15 protein-coding genes, 1 tRNA gene and 2 riboswitches are annotated in these 17,366 nt (G+C 62.7%); of the genes, 7 read left to right on the top strand and 9 right to left on the bottom strand.

Annotated features, from left to right (window positions below; translation table 11 throughout):
• Positions 1-29 precede the first annotated feature (29 nt).
• From gcvT to ACEN42_RS01000, 4 genes are all read right to left on the bottom strand, one after another.
• On the bottom strand, positions 30-1,154 hold the full coding sequence (gene gcvT, locus ACEN42_RS01015; RefSeq protein WP_371880435.1) for a glycine cleavage system aminomethyltransferase GcvT: 1,125 nt from the start codon (positions 1,152-1,154) through the stop codon (positions 30-32).
• 117 nt (positions 1,155-1,271) lie between these two features.
• Positions 1,272-1,401: riboswitch (glycine riboswitch) on the bottom strand.
• Positions 1,402-1,410: 9 nt separating this feature from the next.
• Positions 1,411-1,514, bottom strand: a riboswitch (glycine riboswitch).
• Positions 1,515-1,596: 82 nt separating this feature from the next.
• A complete protein-coding gene (locus ACEN42_RS01010; protein ID WP_250482771.1) occupies positions 1,597-1,989 on the bottom strand; it encodes a hypothetical protein in 393 nt (130 codons plus the stop codon).
• A gap of 2 nt (positions 1,990-1,991) precedes the next feature.
• Positions 1,992-2,777 carry a hypothetical protein gene (locus tag ACEN42_RS01005; protein WP_371880434.1) on the bottom strand — a complete coding sequence of 262 codons (786 nt, stop codon included), beginning with the start codon at positions 2,775-2,777 and terminating at the stop codon, positions 1,992-1,994.
• Between the two features lie 185 nt (positions 2,778-2,962).
• Entirely contained in the window at positions 2,963-4,009 is a 1,047-nt protein-coding gene (locus ACEN42_RS01000; RefSeq protein ID WP_371880433.1) for an oxidoreductase, read from the bottom strand.
• Between the two features lie 146 nt (positions 4,010-4,155).
• On the opposite strand from ACEN42_RS01000, the gene ACEN42_RS00995 reads away from it, so the two are divergent.
• Positions 4,156-6,243 (top strand): UvrD-helicase domain-containing protein, encoded by a 2,088-nt coding sequence (locus ACEN42_RS00995; RefSeq protein ID WP_187609666.1) that lies wholly within the window; start codon positions 4,156-4,158, stop codon positions 6,241-6,243.
• Between the two features lie 84 nt (positions 6,244-6,327).
• On the opposite strand, the gene ACEN42_RS00990 is transcribed toward ACEN42_RS00995, so the two are convergent.
• Entirely contained in the window at positions 6,328-7,236 is a 909-nt protein-coding gene (locus tag ACEN42_RS00990) for a cytochrome c5 family protein (RefSeq protein WP_238286104.1), read from the bottom strand.
• Positions 7,237-7,539: 303 nt separating this feature from the next.
• Here ACEN42_RS00990 and ACEN42_RS00985 point away from each other — a divergent pair.
• Positions 7,540-7,615: transfer RNA gene (locus tag ACEN42_RS00985), tRNA-Arg, on the top strand.
• Between the two features lie 21 nt (positions 7,616-7,636).
• On the opposite strand, the gene ACEN42_RS00980 is transcribed toward ACEN42_RS00985, so the two are convergent.
• A complete protein-coding gene (locus ACEN42_RS00980) occupies positions 7,637-8,638 on the bottom strand; it encodes a Rieske 2Fe-2S domain-containing protein (RefSeq protein WP_371880432.1) in 1,002 nt (333 codons plus the stop codon).
• A 191-nt stretch (positions 8,639-8,829) separates the two neighbouring features.
• Here ACEN42_RS00980 and ACEN42_RS00975 point away from each other — a divergent pair, with 191 nt between their 5' ends.
• Positions 8,830-9,924 carry a diguanylate cyclase gene (locus tag ACEN42_RS00975; RefSeq protein WP_371880431.1) on the top strand — a complete coding sequence of 365 codons (1,095 nt, stop codon included), beginning with the start codon at positions 8,830-8,832 and terminating at the stop codon, positions 9,922-9,924.
• A gap of 1 nt (position 9,925) precedes the next feature.
• Here the strand turns inward: ACEN42_RS00975 and ACEN42_RS00970 are convergent, their stop codons facing one another.
• Genes ACEN42_RS00970 through flhF form a run of 3 tightly spaced genes read right to left on the bottom strand, consistent with a single transcriptional unit; the run spans position 9,926 to position 13,388 of the window.
• Complete coding sequence (locus tag ACEN42_RS00970; protein ID WP_187608075.1) at positions 9,926-10,660, bottom strand: RNA polymerase sigma factor FliA; 735 nt, start codon at positions 10,658-10,660, stop codon at positions 9,926-9,928.
• A 15-nt stretch (positions 10,661-10,675) separates the two neighbouring features.
• Positions 10,676-11,593, bottom strand: a complete 918-nt coding sequence (locus ACEN42_RS00965) for a MinD/ParA family protein (protein ID WP_187608076.1) — start codon at positions 11,591-11,593, stop codon at positions 10,676-10,678.
• Positions 11,586-13,388 carry a flagellar biosynthesis protein FlhF gene (gene flhF, locus ACEN42_RS00960; protein ID WP_371880430.1) on the bottom strand — a complete coding sequence of 601 codons (1,803 nt, stop codon included), beginning with the start codon at positions 13,386-13,388 and terminating at the stop codon, positions 11,586-11,588. Before flhF ends, ACEN42_RS00965 begins: the two co-directional genes overlap by 8 nt.
• A gap of 311 nt (positions 13,389-13,699) precedes the next feature.
• Here flhF and ACEN42_RS00955 point away from each other — a divergent pair, with 311 nt between their 5' ends.
• The 4 genes from ACEN42_RS00955 (at position 13,700) to ACEN42_RS00940 (ending at position 17,311) form a co-directional block, all read left to right on the top strand.
• Positions 13,700-15,406 (top strand): thiamine pyrophosphate-binding protein, encoded by a 1,707-nt coding sequence (locus tag ACEN42_RS00955; RefSeq protein WP_371880429.1) that lies wholly within the window; start codon positions 13,700-13,702, stop codon positions 15,404-15,406.
• Positions 15,407-15,484: 78 nt separating this feature from the next.
• On the top strand, positions 15,485-15,748 hold the full coding sequence (locus ACEN42_RS00950) for a PepSY domain-containing protein (RefSeq protein ID WP_035499328.1): 264 nt from the start codon (positions 15,485-15,487) through the stop codon (positions 15,746-15,748).
• Between the two features lie 2 nt (positions 15,749-15,750).
• A complete protein-coding gene (locus ACEN42_RS00945) occupies positions 15,751-16,284 on the top strand; it encodes a cytochrome b/b6 domain-containing protein (protein ID WP_371880428.1) in 534 nt (177 codons plus the stop codon).
• A gap of 127 nt (positions 16,285-16,411) precedes the next feature.
• Positions 16,412-17,311 (top strand): NYN domain-containing protein, encoded by a 900-nt coding sequence (locus ACEN42_RS00940; RefSeq protein ID WP_238209363.1) that lies wholly within the window; start codon positions 16,412-16,414, stop codon positions 17,309-17,311.
• Positions 17,312-17,366: the final 55 nt, after the last annotated feature.

Here is a 17,366-nt window from a genome sequence, read left to right as displayed (position 1 = left end):
CTTGATCGGAGGGAACGGGCGCGACGGCGTTATGAAAGCTCGACCAACACTCGGCCGTTGCGCACGAACGGAAGTTTTACCACGCGCGCCGGAAGTTGCTTGTCGCGGATGACGACCTGCACCGTGTCCCCGACGGCAACGCCTGTCGGCACGCGCGCGAACGCGATGGATTCCTGCATCGACGGCGAAAAAGTGCCGCTCGTGATCTCGCCGTCGCCGTGTTGCGTGACGACTTTCTGATGCGCGCGTAGCACGCCGCCCGCCTTGCCGTTTTCCTTGATCAGCACGAGCCCGACGAAATTCGCCTTCGAGCCGTTCGCTTCGAGCGCGTTGCGGCCGACGAAATCGCGTTCCGTTTTCAGATCGACGGTCCACGCGAGGCCTGCGTCGAGCGGCGAGACGTTCTCGTCCATGTCCTGGCCGTACAGATTCATGCCGGCTTCGAGGCGCAGCGTGTCACGCGCGCCGAGGCCTGCGGGCTTCACGCCCGCGGCGGCGAGCGCGTTCCACAACGCCTCGACCTGCGTCGCCGGAACGACGATCTCGAAACCGTCCTCGCCGGTGTAGCCGGTGCGCGCGAGCATCAACTCGCCATATTGCGTCGACGGGAAAACGGCCGCGTTGAACGGCTTGATGTCCTGAGTTTGCGTGCGCGTGTCCGGCAGCACTTGCCAGGTCTTTTCGCGCGCGTTCGGGCCTTGCACGGCGATGATCGCGAGATCGCGGCGCGGTGTGATCGAAAGATTGAATTTGCCTTCGGCGTTCAACTGCCCGAACCAGGCGATGTCCTTCTCCGCCGTGCCGGCGTTCACGACGACGCGGAAATTCGTTTCGGAGAAGTAGTAGACGATCAGGTCATCGATCACGCCGCCGTTGCCGTTGAGCAGGCACGAGTAGAGCGCCTTGCCCGGCGTCGTGAGCTTGTCGACGTTATTGGCGATTGCGTGCTTGAAGAATTCGCGGACGGCGTCGCCCTCGAAATCGACGACGCGCATATGCGACACGTCGAACATGCCGGCGTCGGTGCGCACCGCGCGATGCTCGTCGATCTGCGAACCGTAGTTGACGGGCATGTCCCAGCCGCCGAAATCGACCATGCGCGCGTTGAGCGCGAGGTGGGCGGCGTGCAGGGGCGTGTGTTGAAGTTCGGTCATCGGGGCCTCGGTTCGCGAAACAAAAAAGGCCACGCAGCGCACATTTCGCCTGGCCGGATGCGCCTTCGTGCTGCCTGATGCAGCGCGCAAGGCGCATGCCGCGAAGCGGTTGCGATGCGTGACCCCTCTGTCCTCGGTACCTGAGAGATTGCGCGAACCATCAGCGTGACTGATGGTTCATCGCGCGCCCCTTCGGTGGGCAACTGGCTTCATGCTGAAGCCGCTGCCGCTCTCCAGAGTGCGAGGAAACGAATTCCTCGACGCAGTCGGTCCTTTTGCCTGAGAGTTTGCGGGTGTGCCCCTTCGGCGGCGCGGTCTTCGCTGCATGAACGAAACCACGCGCTCTCCCGACGCGTGCGGCAGAATTTACGCGACCGAATTGGGGTTGTCAAACGGATTCGGGCGCGTCTGATGGACGGTGGAGGCGTTGGCTGAACTGTGTTCAGACTGCCGCGGATGTGCCGTTAGTTTGTCGAGTCGCAAATTCATCCGCTCTCGGCAAGAACGCAATGCAATTGGCCACCAGATCTGTTGCATCGTGCTGACGAAACGATTCTGTGAGATGGTAATCAGCAAGCGTTCGCACCTTTTTGAGGTCTATCAGCACATATGCAAGCGCTTTGCCCTTTTTTCCTTCCGCAATGTACCGATCCGCCAGGCGCTGATGTTCTCCGGCTAAAAAGGGATTGGGTGGTAGGCACTTATCCGCAACCAGGAGTGCCTTGTGATATGCAGCGTAATAGGCGCGCGACGCCCCCGATCGCCACTCACACTCGCTGTCGCCCGCAGATAATTGCTGCGCCAAACCAATTAAATCTGCAACGTCAATGCTCATCGTTAAATTTCAATAGAGATACCGCGCGGCGTGAATGATCCAAGCGGGCGGCAAACAAAAGTGATCAACTCCGGATATGCTTCTTCGAATTGCTCGACGAGGCCTTCAGCGATTGCGAAGTTCACGCTGGCACACTGACTGGCCGACTCTTCAACGAACAGTTCGTATCTCATCGTGCATTCGAAATATCGAACAGGACGCGCCCGTCTGATTTCGCAACCTGTTGCGCGCACGATCGATGTCGCCGATTCCAATAGGGCTTGGCGAAGTTCAGCATGAACGCCGGCGGTTTGAAACAAAGTGATCGTGTCACTTAAATCGCGGAGGAAACCATCGTCTTGGCTGAGCAAAGACTCGGCATTCCGAACGCACATTACGTCCGCTGCTTCTTCAAAAAGAAGAACGCCATAAAGCGCACGGGCGGCGTTGATCGCCAATCTCGGATCACTGTGACTTAAAGCTGCAAATTGGCGAGCGTATTTCGCGCCAAGTTCAGGTTCCCCGAGGTCGCACATAAGCGTCGCCGCGTTACCCAGTATCGTCACGTCGCGGTTTGCCAGCGCGTTGGCTGCTTCGACGCAACGAATGCAGTCGCCACGATTTCCTTGCAAGAACGCGATGAACGAGAGTACAAGCCAGCACATTTCCGGCTGGCCCGCATTTTTCTGGAGGAGCGCTCGCGCTTCTCGTTCGATGCGCTTTATCCGGAGCTCGTTTCCACTTGCTGTGATCGTCATGTCGATCACTTCGCTGAGCCATTCCGAGGTAGCGGATTTTGGAAGATTCAATGACGCTTGCTCCAGACGTTAATGCGTGCGTGTCTGGATACTAGCAGCGTCATCGAGTTCATGGATTATCTTGTTAAAAATAAGAAATAAACCACTGTCAACGCGCATTGAAACATTGGAAACGGCAAATAATTTAAGCGGCGTCTCGGTGCCGCCACCAGTTCCACGCGTTGCTCGACGTCGGATTACTCTCCCCGTGCGAACGGCACACTCCGCCCTTCCCTATCACTCTGAATCGCCAGCTCAATAATCGTCATCGTATCGACCGCGTCCTGCGGCGAAACCGGAAAAGGCTTGCCGTCCTGAATCGACGCCGCCAGCGCGCGATAAAACTCGACATACGCGCCATCCTTCGTGGCGAATTCATGACGCAGATCGTGATCGCCATCGACTTCGCGCAGCACGCCCGGCGGATTCTTCGCAAACTCCGCATTGCCCGGCCGCATACCCGAACGCAACTGATCTTCCTGCGTGTCGAGCCCGTTCTTCACGTAACTGCCGCGCGTGCCGTGGATCGCGAAACGCGGCGGCTCCAGCGCCGCGAGCGCGCTCGCGTGCAGGATCACTTCCTTGTCCTCGTAACCGAGCACGAGATGCACGTAATCCGGCGCGTGCGCGTGATCGCGATGCGCCTTCACGAACGCCGTCACCGTCTGCGGCGCGCCGAAGAGCGTCAGCGCCTGATCGATCAGATGCGGACCCAGATCGAACAGCAGGCCGCCGCCGCGCTCCGCTTCCTCGCGCCAGCGCTGCGGCACTTTCGGACGAAAACGGTCGAAATGCGATTCGTAATGCGTGATGCGCCCGAGCCGCCCGCTTTCGACGAGCGCGCGCACCGTCATGAAATCGCCGTCCCAGCGGCGATTGTGGAACGGCGCGAACACGAGCCCTTTCTGCTGCGCGAGATCGGCGAGCGTGCGGGCATCGCGCGCGGAAAGCGTGACCGGCTTGTCGACGACCACATGCTTACCCGCCGACAACGCGCGATGCGCGAGATCGAAGTGTGTGTCGTTCGGCGTCGCGACGACGACGCATTCGAGGCCGTCGACGGCGAGCAGCGCATCGAAGTCCGCGACGATCTGCGCGTTCGGATAATCCGCGGCCGCGCGTTCGGCCTGGCTCGTCGCGATGGCCGTGACTTCCGCCCGTCCGCAGTGCTCGATGACGGGCGCGTGAAACGTCGCGCCGGCGAGGCCGTAGCCCATCACGCCGACTTTCAGTGCTGTGCTCATGCGGGCATCGTCCTGTCGTGAATTCGATCGGTTATTGTGGCACGAACAGGGGCCGGAACCGCGCCGCCGCTATCGTGTTAACATCGCGCTCTCCTCCGCGCGCAGGTTTTCAGCTAAGCGCGCCCGAACTCCAAAAGTCCAAAACGATGTCCGCTGGTCTGAACGCCGCGCAAAGCGAAGCCGTGCGCTATCTCGATGGTCCCTGTCTCGTGCTCGCCGGCGCGGGCAGCGGCAAGACGCGCGTGATCACGCAGAAGATCGCGCATCTGATCGAAGGACGCGGCTTCGAGCCGAAGCACATCGCCGCGCTCACTTTCACGAACAAGGCCGCGCTCGAAATGCGCGAGCGCACCGCGAAGCTGCTCGAAGGCAAGACGCTCACCACGCCCGGCAAGGAAGGCCGCAAGATTCCCGTCAATCAATTGACGATCTGCACCTTCCACTCGCTCGGCGTGCAGATCATGCGGCAGGAAGCGGAACATGTCGGACTGAAACCGCAGTTCTCGATCATGGATTCGGACGACTGCTTCGGCATGGTGCAGGAACAACTCGGCACGACCGACAAGGGCCTGATTCGCAAGATCCAGTCGATCATCTCGCTATGGAAGAACGCGATGGTCTCGCCGGATCAGGCGTCCGTGCTCGCGAATAACGAGGACGAGCATCAGGCGGCGATCGTCTTTCGCAGCTACGCGGCGACGCTGCACGCGTATCAGGCGCTTGATTTCGACGATCTGATCCTGCGTCCCGCGCAGCTTTTCGCCGAGAACGAGCAGGTGCGCGACAAGTGGCAGAACCGCCTGCGTTATCTGCTGATCGACGAATATCAGGACACCAACGCCTGTCAATACGAATTGCTGAAGCAGCTCGCCGGCCCGCGTGCGGCGTTCACGGCTGTCGGCGACGACGATCAGGCCATCTACGGCTGGCGCGGCGCGACGCTCGAAAACCTCGCGCAGCTCGGCAAGGATTTCCCGAAGCTGCACGTCGTCAAGCTGGAGCAGAACTATCGCTCGACGGTGCGCATTTTGACGGCGGCGAACAACGTCATCGCGAACAATCCGAAGCTGTTCGAGAAGAAGCTGTGGTCCGAGCACGGCATGGGCGACACGATCACCGTCACCGGCTGCAACGACGAAGAGCACGAGGCCGAGTCCGTGGTGTTCCGGCTGTCGGCGCACAAGTTCGAGCGGCGCACGCAGTTTCGCGATTACGCCATTCTTTATCGCGGCAACTTTCAGGCGCGCATCTTCGAGCAGGTGCTGCGCCGCGAGCGCATTCCTTATGTGCTGTCGGGCGGGCAGTCGTTCTTCGACAAGGCGGAGATCAAGGATCTCATCGCGTATCTGCGTCTGATCGCCAATCCCGACGACGATCCCGCGTTCATCCGCGCGATCACGACTCCGCGGCGCGGCGTCGGCAATACCACGCTCGAAGCGCTCGGCGCGTTCGCGGGCGCCGCGAAGGTGTCGCTGTTCGAGGCGGTGTTCATGGGCGGCATCGAGGCGCGTCTGTCGGCGCGGCAGGTCGAGCCGCTGCGCACGTTCTGCGAATGGATTCGCCGGCTGTCGGACCGTGCGGCGCGCGATCCGGCGACCGAAGTGCTCGACGACATGATGGAAGCCATCCACTACGAGTCGTATCTCTACGATGCCTACGACGAACGGCAGGCGCAATCGAAGTGGCAGAACGTGCTCGAGTTTCTCGAATGGTTGAAGCGCAAGGGCACGAAGCCGGAAGCCGCGCCGGGCGCGGAGCAGACCGGCTACGACACCGCCGACGGTTTCGCCGATGAAGGTAAGAACCTGCTCGGCCTGATCCAGACCGTCGCGCTGATGTCGATGCTCGAAGGCAAGGAAGAAGATCCGGATGCGGTGCGGCTCTCGACGGTGCATGCGTCGAAGGGACTGGAGTATCCGCACGTGTTTCTGGTGGGCGTAGAAGAAGGGATCATGCCGCATCGCGGCAGCTCGGACGATGACGCGCCCGTCGACGATTCGCGTATCGAGGAAGAGCGCCGGCTGATGTACGTCGCGATCACGCGGGCGCAGCGCAGTCTGCATCTGAACTGGTGCAAGAAGAGAAAGCGCGCGCGGGAGACGGTGGTGTGCGAGCCGTCGCGCTTCATCCCCGAGATGCTGCTCGACGACGCACCGCCGCCGACGGCCGAGGAGAAGCCGTTGTCGCCAAAAGATCGGATGGCGATGCTCAAGGCGATGTTGCAGAAGACCTGACGCTTTCGCTTTCTTCGCGCTTCAAAATGAAAAACCCTGCGCCGCTTGAACCGACGCAGGGTTTTCTCATTGCACGCGCGATCGTTACTTCGCCGCGTTCACCATGTAATCGACGGCGGCCTTCACGTCCGCATCCGGTGCGTTCGATCCGCCCTTCGGCGGCATCGCGCCTTTGCCGTGCAATGCGTAGTTGTAGACGGTGTCCATCGGCTCTTTCAGGCGCGGCGCCCATGCGGCCTTGTCGCCGAACTTCGGCGCGTTGAGCACGCCAGCCGCGTGACATGCCTGGCAGACTTGCTCATAGAGCGCCTTGCCGGCTTGAGCCGCATCGGCGCTTTGGCCACCCGCTGCCGGTGCTGCAGCCTGCGGCACCGATGCCAGTGCTGCGACGGCTGCCGCCGCCTGCGCGTTCTCATTCGCGCTCGCGCCTGCCGGAGCCGCTGCGCCCGATGCCGCTGCCGCCCCCGATGCGCCCGCGCTCGCCGCCGCGCCCGATGCGGGTTGCGCCGGTTCCGCCAGCTTGCCGCCGCTGCCGTTGGCCATATAGACGACCGCGCGCGCGATTTCGAAGTCGCTGTAATCGTCGGGGCTGGTGCCGCCGCGTGCGGGCATCGCGCCCTTGCCATTGAGCGCGTTGTGCAGGAGCGTGTCGTAGCCTTCACCGATACGCGGCGCCCACGCGCCGGCATCACCGAACTTGGGTGCGCCAGCGGTGCCCGCTGCGTGACAGGCGGAGCACACGGCCTTGAAGACTTCCTCGCCGGACTTGTAGACGCGCGGCGCGTTGGCGTCGCGGATATCGACTTGCGCGGCGGGCGCGATGCGCTCGTTCACCGACTGCTCGATGTCCGTGCCCGCGCCGGTACGCGTCGAGTTGTTCACATAAACCGCGAGCAGGATGATGATGGCGACCGGGATGCCGAATCCCGCGATGATCGCGGCGATGAGTTGGCCGGGCGTCTTGATCGGGGCTCCGTGGGGTGCTTCGCTCATGCTTGTCTCGTCTCCCGTTTTTTGGTGTGAGTCGGTTCAGTGACAGCGTGACAGCTACCGCATTGCGCTTGGGCGCGCCTGGGGAAAGGCACGGTCGATTATAGACGGAACGCTTAACTGTCGGCGCGAGGTGGCTGTGGCGGCAGTGCGGGCGTTTACCCGAATCGTGTGATGCTTCGCGCGATGCGTCCAACCCCGTGCGATGGACGAAGTCACGGAAAACAGGTATTCTCTCGGATTCGTTGGGCCTTGCAGCAGCCGTTTGTCTTTTGGCGCTTCCCTCACGCAAGGCCTCTCCCCGATGCGCCCGTAGCTCAATGGATAGAGTACTGCCCTCCGAAGGCAGGGGTTGCTGGTTCGATCCCAGCCGGGCGCGCCAATCCTTCTCCGCGACGCGCGATCATTCGGCTTCCGCGAGAATCGTCCCCCAGCCGAACCCCATCCCCGCCAGCCATCTCCGGTAAGCCACCGCCATCCGATCACACCGCTGATGCAACTCCGCATCGAGATCGAGCGGCAGACGCCGAGGCCATTGCGACTCGACGATCGGCGTGTCCTGCATCAGTATTTCCATATTGAAGTCGTAAAGCGCCTGATCGGAATGCGTCGCGTCGTCCTCATGAATCGACACGAGCCACGCGCGCGTTTCCGTCTGCGTCACCGGCGACGCCGCCAGCATGATATGCAGCGCACCCTGTCCGCCTGACGCCATCTTCGTGAGACTCGCGATCAACGGACGCTTCGCGCGATACACATAATCGATCATCGCGCCGCCGCCCTGTCCAGGAATCCCCGCGGGTTGCCAGTACCGACACTGCCGCGCCTCCAGTCCGCCATCGGAAGTCTGCACGACTTCATAATCCGGCACTTCCGTGTGCGCGTCCTCGCCCAGAATCCCCACATGCACGAACGAAAAGTGCGCCATATCGAGAAAATTTTCGACGACGCGCGGCGCCGATGACCTCACCGTCTGCGGCGCGAGATTGATGCGCCGGCCACCGGGAATCGCGGCTTCGGGAAAGAAATCGAGCGCGTAGGCCGGCTCGCCGAAGCACATCCACACGACGCCGTACTTCTCCTCGCTGACGAACGTCGTCGCGCAGGCACGCTTCGGAGGACGCAAAGATGGATTCGATGGAATCCGCAAGCACTGCCCTTCGATGTCGTAACGCCAGCCGTGATACGGGCACACGATCTGATCGCGCATCACGTGCCCGAGCGACAACTGCGCGCCGCGATGCGGACAGTAATCGCGCCACACATGCGCCGCGCCGATACTGTCGCGCCACACGACGATGCGCTCATCGGCGACGACAAAGCCGCGCGCGCCGCCTTCGGGAACGTCTTCGCTATTGCAGACCGGCAGCCATTCGCCGACCAGAGAAATGGATTCGTCGCGCATCACGGTGAATCGGAAATAGAAGTGCGAAAGCCGTTATTACACGAAACACAGCGTCTTCGCAAAACGTTGCAAAATAGCGGATCGCTCGCTCGGCGCAATTCGATACCACGCCATAAAGCCGATGCCACGCGACGGGGCCGCAGTACACGACAGCAAGATAAAAGAAAGAAATCACCATCCAGGGGTTCAGTATGGAGCAGGCGCATCAACCGGCACGCCGGCCTTATGCCTTCGCATGGTCCGAGCACCGGAATCCCGAGCGCGAGCAGGCCACGCTGCGGGTCTGGATGGGGGCGGCGGTTCTTCTGGCCTACGGCATCTTCGCGTGGCTCCGCCCTTCCTACGATGCACTGGCGGTCGCGCGTCTCATCGCGCTCTACGTGTCTTACGGTGCGGCCACGCTGCTGATCGTCAGCCGCATGAGCACGCCGTCGGAGAAGCGTCTCACGGTCACGACCATCGCCGATCAAACGCTGCTCGGGCTCGCGCTTGCAGCGGGCGGCGCGATCGCGCTGCCGCTCATCTGGGTGATGTTCTGGTTTCTGATCGGCTCGGGATGCCGTTACGGCAAGCGCACGCTCGCGGTGTCGTGCGCGACGGCGCTTATCGTCGTGATGGCGCTCGGCGTCTGGCAGCCGTGGTGGCGCGCCAATCTTCCCGCCGCGATCGGGCTCGGTTTGAGCGTGCTGGGCGCATCGGTGTATTTGAGCGTACTCGTCGATCGCCTCGGCAATGCGAATCGCGATCTCGCGCGTCAGGCATCGACCGATCCGCTCACGGGCCTGTCCAACCGATACGCGCTCGAACGGATCGTCGATCGTGCGATGACCGCGCGCGAAACCGATGGCGACGATGCCACCGCGCTCCTTCTCATCGATCTCGACGGCTTCAAGGAAGTGAACGATACCTACGGTCACGCCGTCGGCGACATGCTGCTGCAAGCCTTCGCGCAATCGCTCGCGAAGCGCATGCGCAAGTCGGACACCATCGCGCGTCTGGGCGGCGACGAGTTCGTCGTGCTCGCACATCAGGTGCGCGACCGCGCGGCGGTGCTATCGGTGGCCGACAGCATTCACTCGATTCTCGACGCGATGACATCGGTGCAGGAGCGGCCGGTGTCGGTATCGGCGAGCATCGGCGCGTGTCTGCTTTCGAGCGCGACGAGCGCGCAGCAATCCGGCATCACCGCCGTGCTGCGCGCCGCCGATCGTGCGATGTATCGCGCGAAAAGTCTCGGCGAAGGGAAAACGGTCTTCGCCGAAACGCGCGACTTCGAAACGAACTGAATCAGGCCTCGACGCTCGTCCACGCCTGCTCGCGCAGCTTCGTGCGCAGACGTGCGACCGCCTGGCTGTGCAGCTGGCACACGCGCGATTCGCTCACTTCCATCACCGCGCCGATTTCGCGCAGGTTCAGGCCGCGTTCGTAGTAAAGGCTCATGAGCAGCTTCTCGCGCTCGGGCAGCTTGTCGATCGCTTCGATCAGCGCGCCGCGCAGGCTGTCGTCGAGCAGCGCCGAAAGCGGGTCCGAGCGATCGACACAATAACGGTCGAGGAACGGCTCGTCGTCAGCGGAGCGGTCGAAGTCTTCGTAGTAGATCAGCTGGCTGCCGTGCAGATCCTGGAGCATCGACTGATATTCATCGAGCGGCATCTTCATGTGCTCGGCGATCTCCGTCTCGCTCGCGGAGCGGCCGAGGTTCTGCTCGACCTTATGCACCGCCGATTCCACTTCGCGCGACGTCTTGCGCATGCTGCGCGGCAGCCAGTCGTTGGCGCGCAGCTCGTCGAGCATCGCGCCGCGAATGCGCTGGCTCGCGTAGGTTTCGAATTGCGCGCCTTGATCTTCCTTGTAGCGGCTCGCCGCGTCCAGCAGACCGATCATGCCGGCCTGGATGAGATCGTCGAGATCGACGCTCGCCGGCATCTTGGCGACGAGCTGAAGCCCCAGCCGACGAACGAGCGGCGCATATTTCGTCAGGACGTCCGACTGTGAGAGTTTGCCTTGGGCGTTATACATCATGGTCACCTATCTTGATCACATCGACGCCGTGCTGCTCATTGCAAAGTCGTGAAGCGCGGCCACACGATGCGCCGCCTCCCGCCCGCCCTGTTCAGAGTCGCCAACCGGAATTCGCGCGTCTGGCTGGCCGTTCGCCGCGCGCATGTACGGCGCGGGGCGCATCGGCCAGTGGAGGAGCTCCGCCGCGATCGCGCGGTAGTCGCGTGCCGCGGCCGTGGCCGGGAACGCTTCGACTGCGCAGCGTGAGAGTTCCTTTGCCCGAGCGACGCGCGCATCCTCGGACACATACCCTGCCTGCACGAGCGACACGGCCAGATACCGGCTCGCGACGCCCGACAGGTTGTCGAACGCGACCGCCGCGTCAGCCGGGTTCTGCACGTGATTGATGAGCACGCGGAACTGGCCGATCGCATGGGCGTAGTGCAGGCGCTTCATGCACGCATACGCCTCGGTGATCGCCGACGCGGCTACCCGCGTCACGATGAGAAAGTCATGCGCCTGAGCCGCGAGCGTCGACAGCGCGCCGTGACGGTCCAGCTGCGCATCGATCAAAACGATGTCGGCCGGACCATCGAGCAATGCGCGGCACTGCGCGGCGTCGTGGCTGATGCGCTCGTCGCGCGGCGCGGCGATCTGCGAGAAGCCGAACGGCGTGCGCTCGACGACATCGGCGAGCGCGCGGCGGCCGGACATCACCGCGGCGAGCGTGCCTGCATCGGACAAACCCAGCATGCGGCTCACCGATCCCGCGTCCTGATGCTCGTCGATCACGAGCACATCCTTGCCGTGCACGGACAGCGCCGCGCCGAGATTCACCACCGCCGACGTGCACCCGATGCCCGCCGGCCCGCCCGCAACCGCCACCACGCGCGAACCGGCACGCGTGAGCAGCCGTCGCAGACCTTCCGCCTGGTCGAGCACGAACTTATCCAAAGTGCACCCCATGCAGTTCGGTCGTGGCGCGCGCGGACAATGCGGAGAGCAGCGCCGGCACTTCTTCGTCCTGCGGAACGAACGGCGAGCCGTCGCGGGGAATGCAGAATGCGCTCTTGATGAGAAAACGCTTGGTCGCGACGTACAGGTTCTCCGGCACCTTCTGGCCGGTCGACACGTAATGCACCGGCAGCTTGTAGCGGATGACCGTATCGAGCACGCCGCCGAGATTCGTCGCCTCGTCGAGCTTGGTCAGGATGCAGCCCGCGAGCGGCGGCTGATCCGCCGCGCTCTTGTATGCCTGCACGACTTCGTTGAGCGTGTCGCCGTGGCTCGTCGCGTTGAGCAGCAGGATGCGCTGCACCGGATGACCCGCGCCGCACAGCATCGCGATCTGGTCGGAGACCATGCGGTCGCGCTGGCTCATGCCGATCGTGTCGATCAGCACGATATGTTTGTTGCGCAGCTCGGAAAGCGCGAGCTGCAGGTCCGCGGCGTCCTTCACCGCGTGAACCGACACGCCGAGAATCTTGCCGAAGATGCGCAGTTGCTCGTGCGCGCCGATCCGGTAGCTGTCGGTCGTGAGCAGCGCGACCTTGCTTGCGCCGAAGCGCATCACGCAGCGCGCCGCGAGCTTCGCGGTGGTCGTCGTCTTGCCGACGCCCGTCGGGCCCATCAGCGCGAACACGCCGCCGCGTTCCATCAGCGCATCTTCGCTATCCATCACCGGGATGTTCGATTCGAGCACTTCCTGCACCCATTCGAGCGCGCCTTCCACGCTTTCCATCTCCGGCATGTTGTCCACCATCATGCGGACGAGTTGCGCGGAGAAACCGGCGGCGAAGAGACGCTTGGTCAGCGCGCCGCCCGTCGGGTTGCGGCGCTGGCGCTCGCCCCAGAGCAGACCGGAGAAGTGCTCTTCCATCATCGAGCGCATCGACGAAAGCTCGTTCATCACCGTTTCGTTGACGACCTGCTCCATGCGTGCGCGGATCGCTTCCGTCACGACCGCCGCCGCGTTCGCCGGCAGACCTTCGAAGGCGCCTTCCTGCGCAGCCGGCGCGGTGCTCGCCGCCGGTGCTTCGGCGTGCGGCGCGCTCGCGTTGATCTTCTGCGCGGCGCGGCGTGCGGCGACCTGCGCGGCTTCGCGTGCCCAGTCGGGCGTTTCGACCTTCGATTGAACGCGCGCCTGAGCGATGGCCTCCGCGCGGTTCGCTTGCGCATGCGCTTGCTGGCGAATCGCGTACTTGCCTGCTTCCGGCGTTCTGTCGGCGCGCGTCTCTTGCGCGGCGACAGGAACCGGCACGCCCATACCGCGAGCGATCGCGGCGGACGCCGTCAGCGGTCGGTTCGACGGCATCGTCGCCTGCTGCGCGATGCGCTTCGCATGCTCGATCAGCCACGGGTTCGAGTCGGCCATCGTGCGCGGCGCTTCTTCGTCGGAAGCGGCTTCGTGTTCGTGCGCGAAATCGTCTTCATCGTCGGCGTCGGTGTTTGCGCCGAAGACCGACGAAAACACGTCCCCGCTCGCGTAGGGATTCGCGGCGGATTGCTTCGCCGGCAGCGCGGCGGCCGCAGCGGCCAGCGCGGCGCGCGACGAGCCCCCCGAGCGCACGGCCTGTTCCTTCGCGGCCGGCGAGATCGACGCGATATCGCTGTCCGCGACACCGACGATCTCCACGGAACCATCATCCAGCGTGCGATTGGACAGCACCACGGCATCGGGGCCGAGCGCTTCACGAACCTGGCGCAATGCGTCGCGGCTGTTCGCGCCGATGAATTTACGAATGTTCAAACTTGCCCCCGATGAGGTGAAACTGCGATCTTTGCGAGGCGGACCCGCTTGGCTCGTTGCCGTGTCCGCTTTTCAGTGAAGCCATTATTGCGAACTCCACCCTTTCTCCATCGCTGGATAAGGGGCGAGAAAAAGGGGTATTTCGGCTGATGGAAATGCCGCGGGCAGCGCGAACAGGTCGCGCGCGCCGGGAAAAAATTCCGCTTTGCTTCTGGCCGCGTGCTCGCCCGACGGCGTAAGCTTTAGGGCAATTCGCTCACGGTCCGGCCCGCATCCGCGACGATCCGGACACTCACAGGAGAGTTCTTCGCATGGCGTCCGCTGTCCCCTCCGCGCAATCCGCTTCTCCCGACAATCAAACTACCGGCGCGCGTCTTCTCGTCGATGCGCTCGTGCATCACGGCGTCGAGCGCGTGTTCTGCGTGCCCGGCGAGAGCTTTCTCGCCGTGCTCGATTCCCTGCACGACGAAACCTCGCAGATTCAGACGATCGTCTGCCGCCACGAGGCGGGCGCGGCAAACATGGCCGAAGCGGTCGGCAAGCTGACGGGCAAACCGGGCGTCGCGATCGTCACGCGTGGGCCGGGCGCGACGCACGCGTCGATCGGCGTGCACACCGCGTTTCAGGATTCGACGCCGATGATCCTGCTCATCGGCCAATGCGCGCGGGATCACATGGACCGCGAGGCGTTTCAGGAAATCGACTATCGGCGCATGTTCGGGCAGATGGCGAAATGGGTCGCGCAGATCGACGATCCGCGCCGCGTGCCGGAGTACATGAGCCACGCGTTTCACACGGCGACCTCGGGCCGTCCGGGTCCGGTCGTGCTCGCGCTGCCCGAAGACATGCTGACCGAAGCGGTCGCCGCAGCGCCGCCCGCGCCGCGTTATCAGCGCGTGGCGGCATCGCCGTCGACGGCGCAGATCGACCGGTTGCGCGAACTGCTCGCCAACGCGAAGAAGCCGTTCGTGATCGCGGGCGGCAGCGGCTGGACGCTCGAGGCGACGCAGGACTTCGCGCGCTTCGTCGAGCAATGGCGGTTGCCGGTGGGCTGCGCATTCCGCTATCAGGACACGCTGTCGAACGAGCATCCGAACTATGCGGGCGATGTCGGCCTCGGCATCAATCCGGCGCTCGCGGCGCGCGTGCGCGATGCCGACGTGCTCTTCGTGCTCGGCCCGCGCATGGGCGAATCGACGACGGGCGGCTACACGCTGCTCGACATCCCGAAGACGAAGCAGACGCTCATCCACGTGCATCAGGGCGCGGAGGAACTCGGGCGCGTGTACAGCGCCGACCTGCCGATCGTCTCGGGCATGCCGGAAATCGCGTCGATGCTCGCGGCGCTGACGCCGCCCGCGAATATCGCGTGGAATGGCGAAGCCGAGGCCGCGCACGCCGCGTATCTCGAATGGCGCACGCCGCGTCCGATGCTCGGCGATGTCCAGCTCGGCGAAATCATGCGCCAGCTCGCGGAAACGATTCCCGCTGATTCGATCCTCACGAACGGCGCGGGCAATTACGCGACCTGGCTGCATCGGCACTATTCGTATCGGCATTTCCGGTCGCAGTGCGCGCCGACGAGCGGGGCGATGGGTTACGGCGTGCCCGCCGCGATCGCCGCGAAGTCGCTTTATCCGGACCGCACGGTGATCGCGTTCGCGGGCGACGGCTGCTTCATGATGTCGAGTCAGGAACTCGCCACGGCGATGCAATATGAATTGCCGGTGATCTTCATCGTCGTGAACAACGCGCAGTACGGAACGATCCGTATGCACCAGGAGCGGCATTACCCGAACCGCGTGCATGGAACGGGGCTGACGAATCCGGATTTCGTCGCGTTTGCGCACGCGTTCGGCGCGCACGGCGAACTCGTCGAAACGACGGATCAGTTCATGCCTGCATTCGAACGCGCCCGGAAATCGGGCCTGCCCGCGTTGATCGAGATTCGCATTCCGCAGGATCAGAGCACGCCGGGCGCGACACTCGAACAAATTCGCCGGCAAGGACAGCGCTAAGAGACAAACTTTCAATCTTCTTGCAGACCGCTCCCGGTGGCAGTAGAGTAGCCAGTTCGAAAACACAGGGAGTTAGCGATGCTTAAGATTCTGGCGTTGTCATTGGCGTTGGGCTTTTCGGGCGCGGCTTTCGCGAAGGCAGACTGCACCGCGCATCCGAAGAGCGAATGGATGAAGGAATCGGATGCCAAGGCTCAACTCGAGTCGCAAGGCTACAAGATTCGCAAGTTCAAGGTCGATGGCAACTGCTATGAGATCTATGGCCACGACAAGAACGGCAAGAAAGTCGAGATCTATTACGACACGAAGACGCTGGCTGTCGTGAAGTCGGAAGTCGAGTAAGCGTGACGGACTTTGCCCGCGTGAAAGTCTGGGACGCGTGGGTGCGGCTCACGCACTGGGCCGTGGCGGGCATCGTCTTGTGGAATCTGTTCGGGCCGACGGATTCCACGCATCGTTTGCTTGGATATGTCGCGGCGGCGCTCGTTGTCGCGCGTGTCGTGTGGGGTTTCATCGGATCGCGTCACGCGCGATTTTCAGCGTGGTGGCCGACGCGTTCGCATCTCTCCGACTATCTGAAATCGCTTGCGAACGGCAAGCCGATGCATCACGTTTCGCACAATCCGCTCGGCGGATTGATGGCGCTGTTTCTCTGGTTTCTGATTCTCGCGCTCGCGGTGTCAGGCTGGATCATGAGACTCGATGCGTTCTGGGGTGAGGAGTGGCCGCAAGAGGTTCATACGTGGCTGTCGATTGCGGTCGAGGTTTGCGTATGCGTGCATGTCGCGGCGGCGGTGCTGATGAGCGTGTGGACGCGGGAGAATCTTATTCGCGCGATGGTGACGGGTTGGAAGCGACCCAAGAGTTCGTCCGATTGATCTGCTCTCTGGCAACCTTAATTCAGCATCCTGCACTACCGAAGACATCTGCTCGCTTCCGATAATCGGATCCGCACTCTCGATACAGGGAGTCGATTCGATAATCGACAAAAGGAGCGACTGCACGATGTCACATGCAGCGAGGCAACTGACCAAGATTGGCGTTTTCTACGACGGAAATTATTTCGATCGCGTCAGCAAGTACTACAACCATCGGCATGATAAAAGGGCCTGGATTTCGATTCCCGGGCTTCACGATTACATCTGCTACAAGGTTGCGGACGAAGAAAAGGTCGATCCGCGCAACTGTCAAGTAATCGACGCGCACTATTTCCGTGGCCGCTTCTCTGCGCAGAAAAGCAAAGAGAAGGGCAACGACGCGCTTCTGAACGACCGGGTCGTCGATGAGATTCTGATGCGCGCGAACGTCACCGCGCACTACCTGCCGATGAACTTCGCCGGCAAGGAAAAGGGCATCGACGTCTGGCTCGCACTGGAGGCCTTTGAACTGTCGATCCACAAGCAATTCGATGTCGTCGTGCTGATCGCCAGCGACAGCGACTTCATACCGCTCGTACGTAAACTCAAGACGCTTGGCATCCGCGTGATGGCGATCAGCTGGTCGATTACCCGTGACGCGGTGGATGGCGACGCCAACGTGGAGCGGCCCAGCCAGATGCTACATAAGGAAGTGACTTATTCGGTCACGATGTCGGAGGTTATCGACAGGATGGACCAATCCAAAGGACCGGAACGTGACGCGCTGAGCACCTTATTCAAACGACAACGCGACCGGCAGCCGGCCGCCGGGGCGGTGGAGTCGGACTGGAAAGTCGGCGTGATCGGCACGCTGAAAGAGCATTGGGGTTTTATCAAACCGGAGACGGGTTCGAAGGATGTGTATTTCCGCTATTCCGTACTGGCGGATCTCGATCCCGACGATCTGGAAGCGGGCATGGAAGTGAGTTATCTCGAAGCTGCGGAGAACTCCAAAGGCCCGATGGCCGACAAAGTGAGAACGAGCTAGGGCATTCGCAAGAGTCAACGCAAAACGGCCCGGCCGCAAACGCGGACCGGGCCGT

Source organism: Caballeronia sp. S22 (assembly GCF_964261745.1).
In the GTDB taxonomy this organism is placed as follows: domain Bacteria; phylum Pseudomonadota; class Gammaproteobacteria; order Burkholderiales; family Burkholderiaceae; genus Caballeronia; species Caballeronia jiangsuensis.
This window is presented reverse-complemented; position numbering and strand designations above follow the sequence as displayed.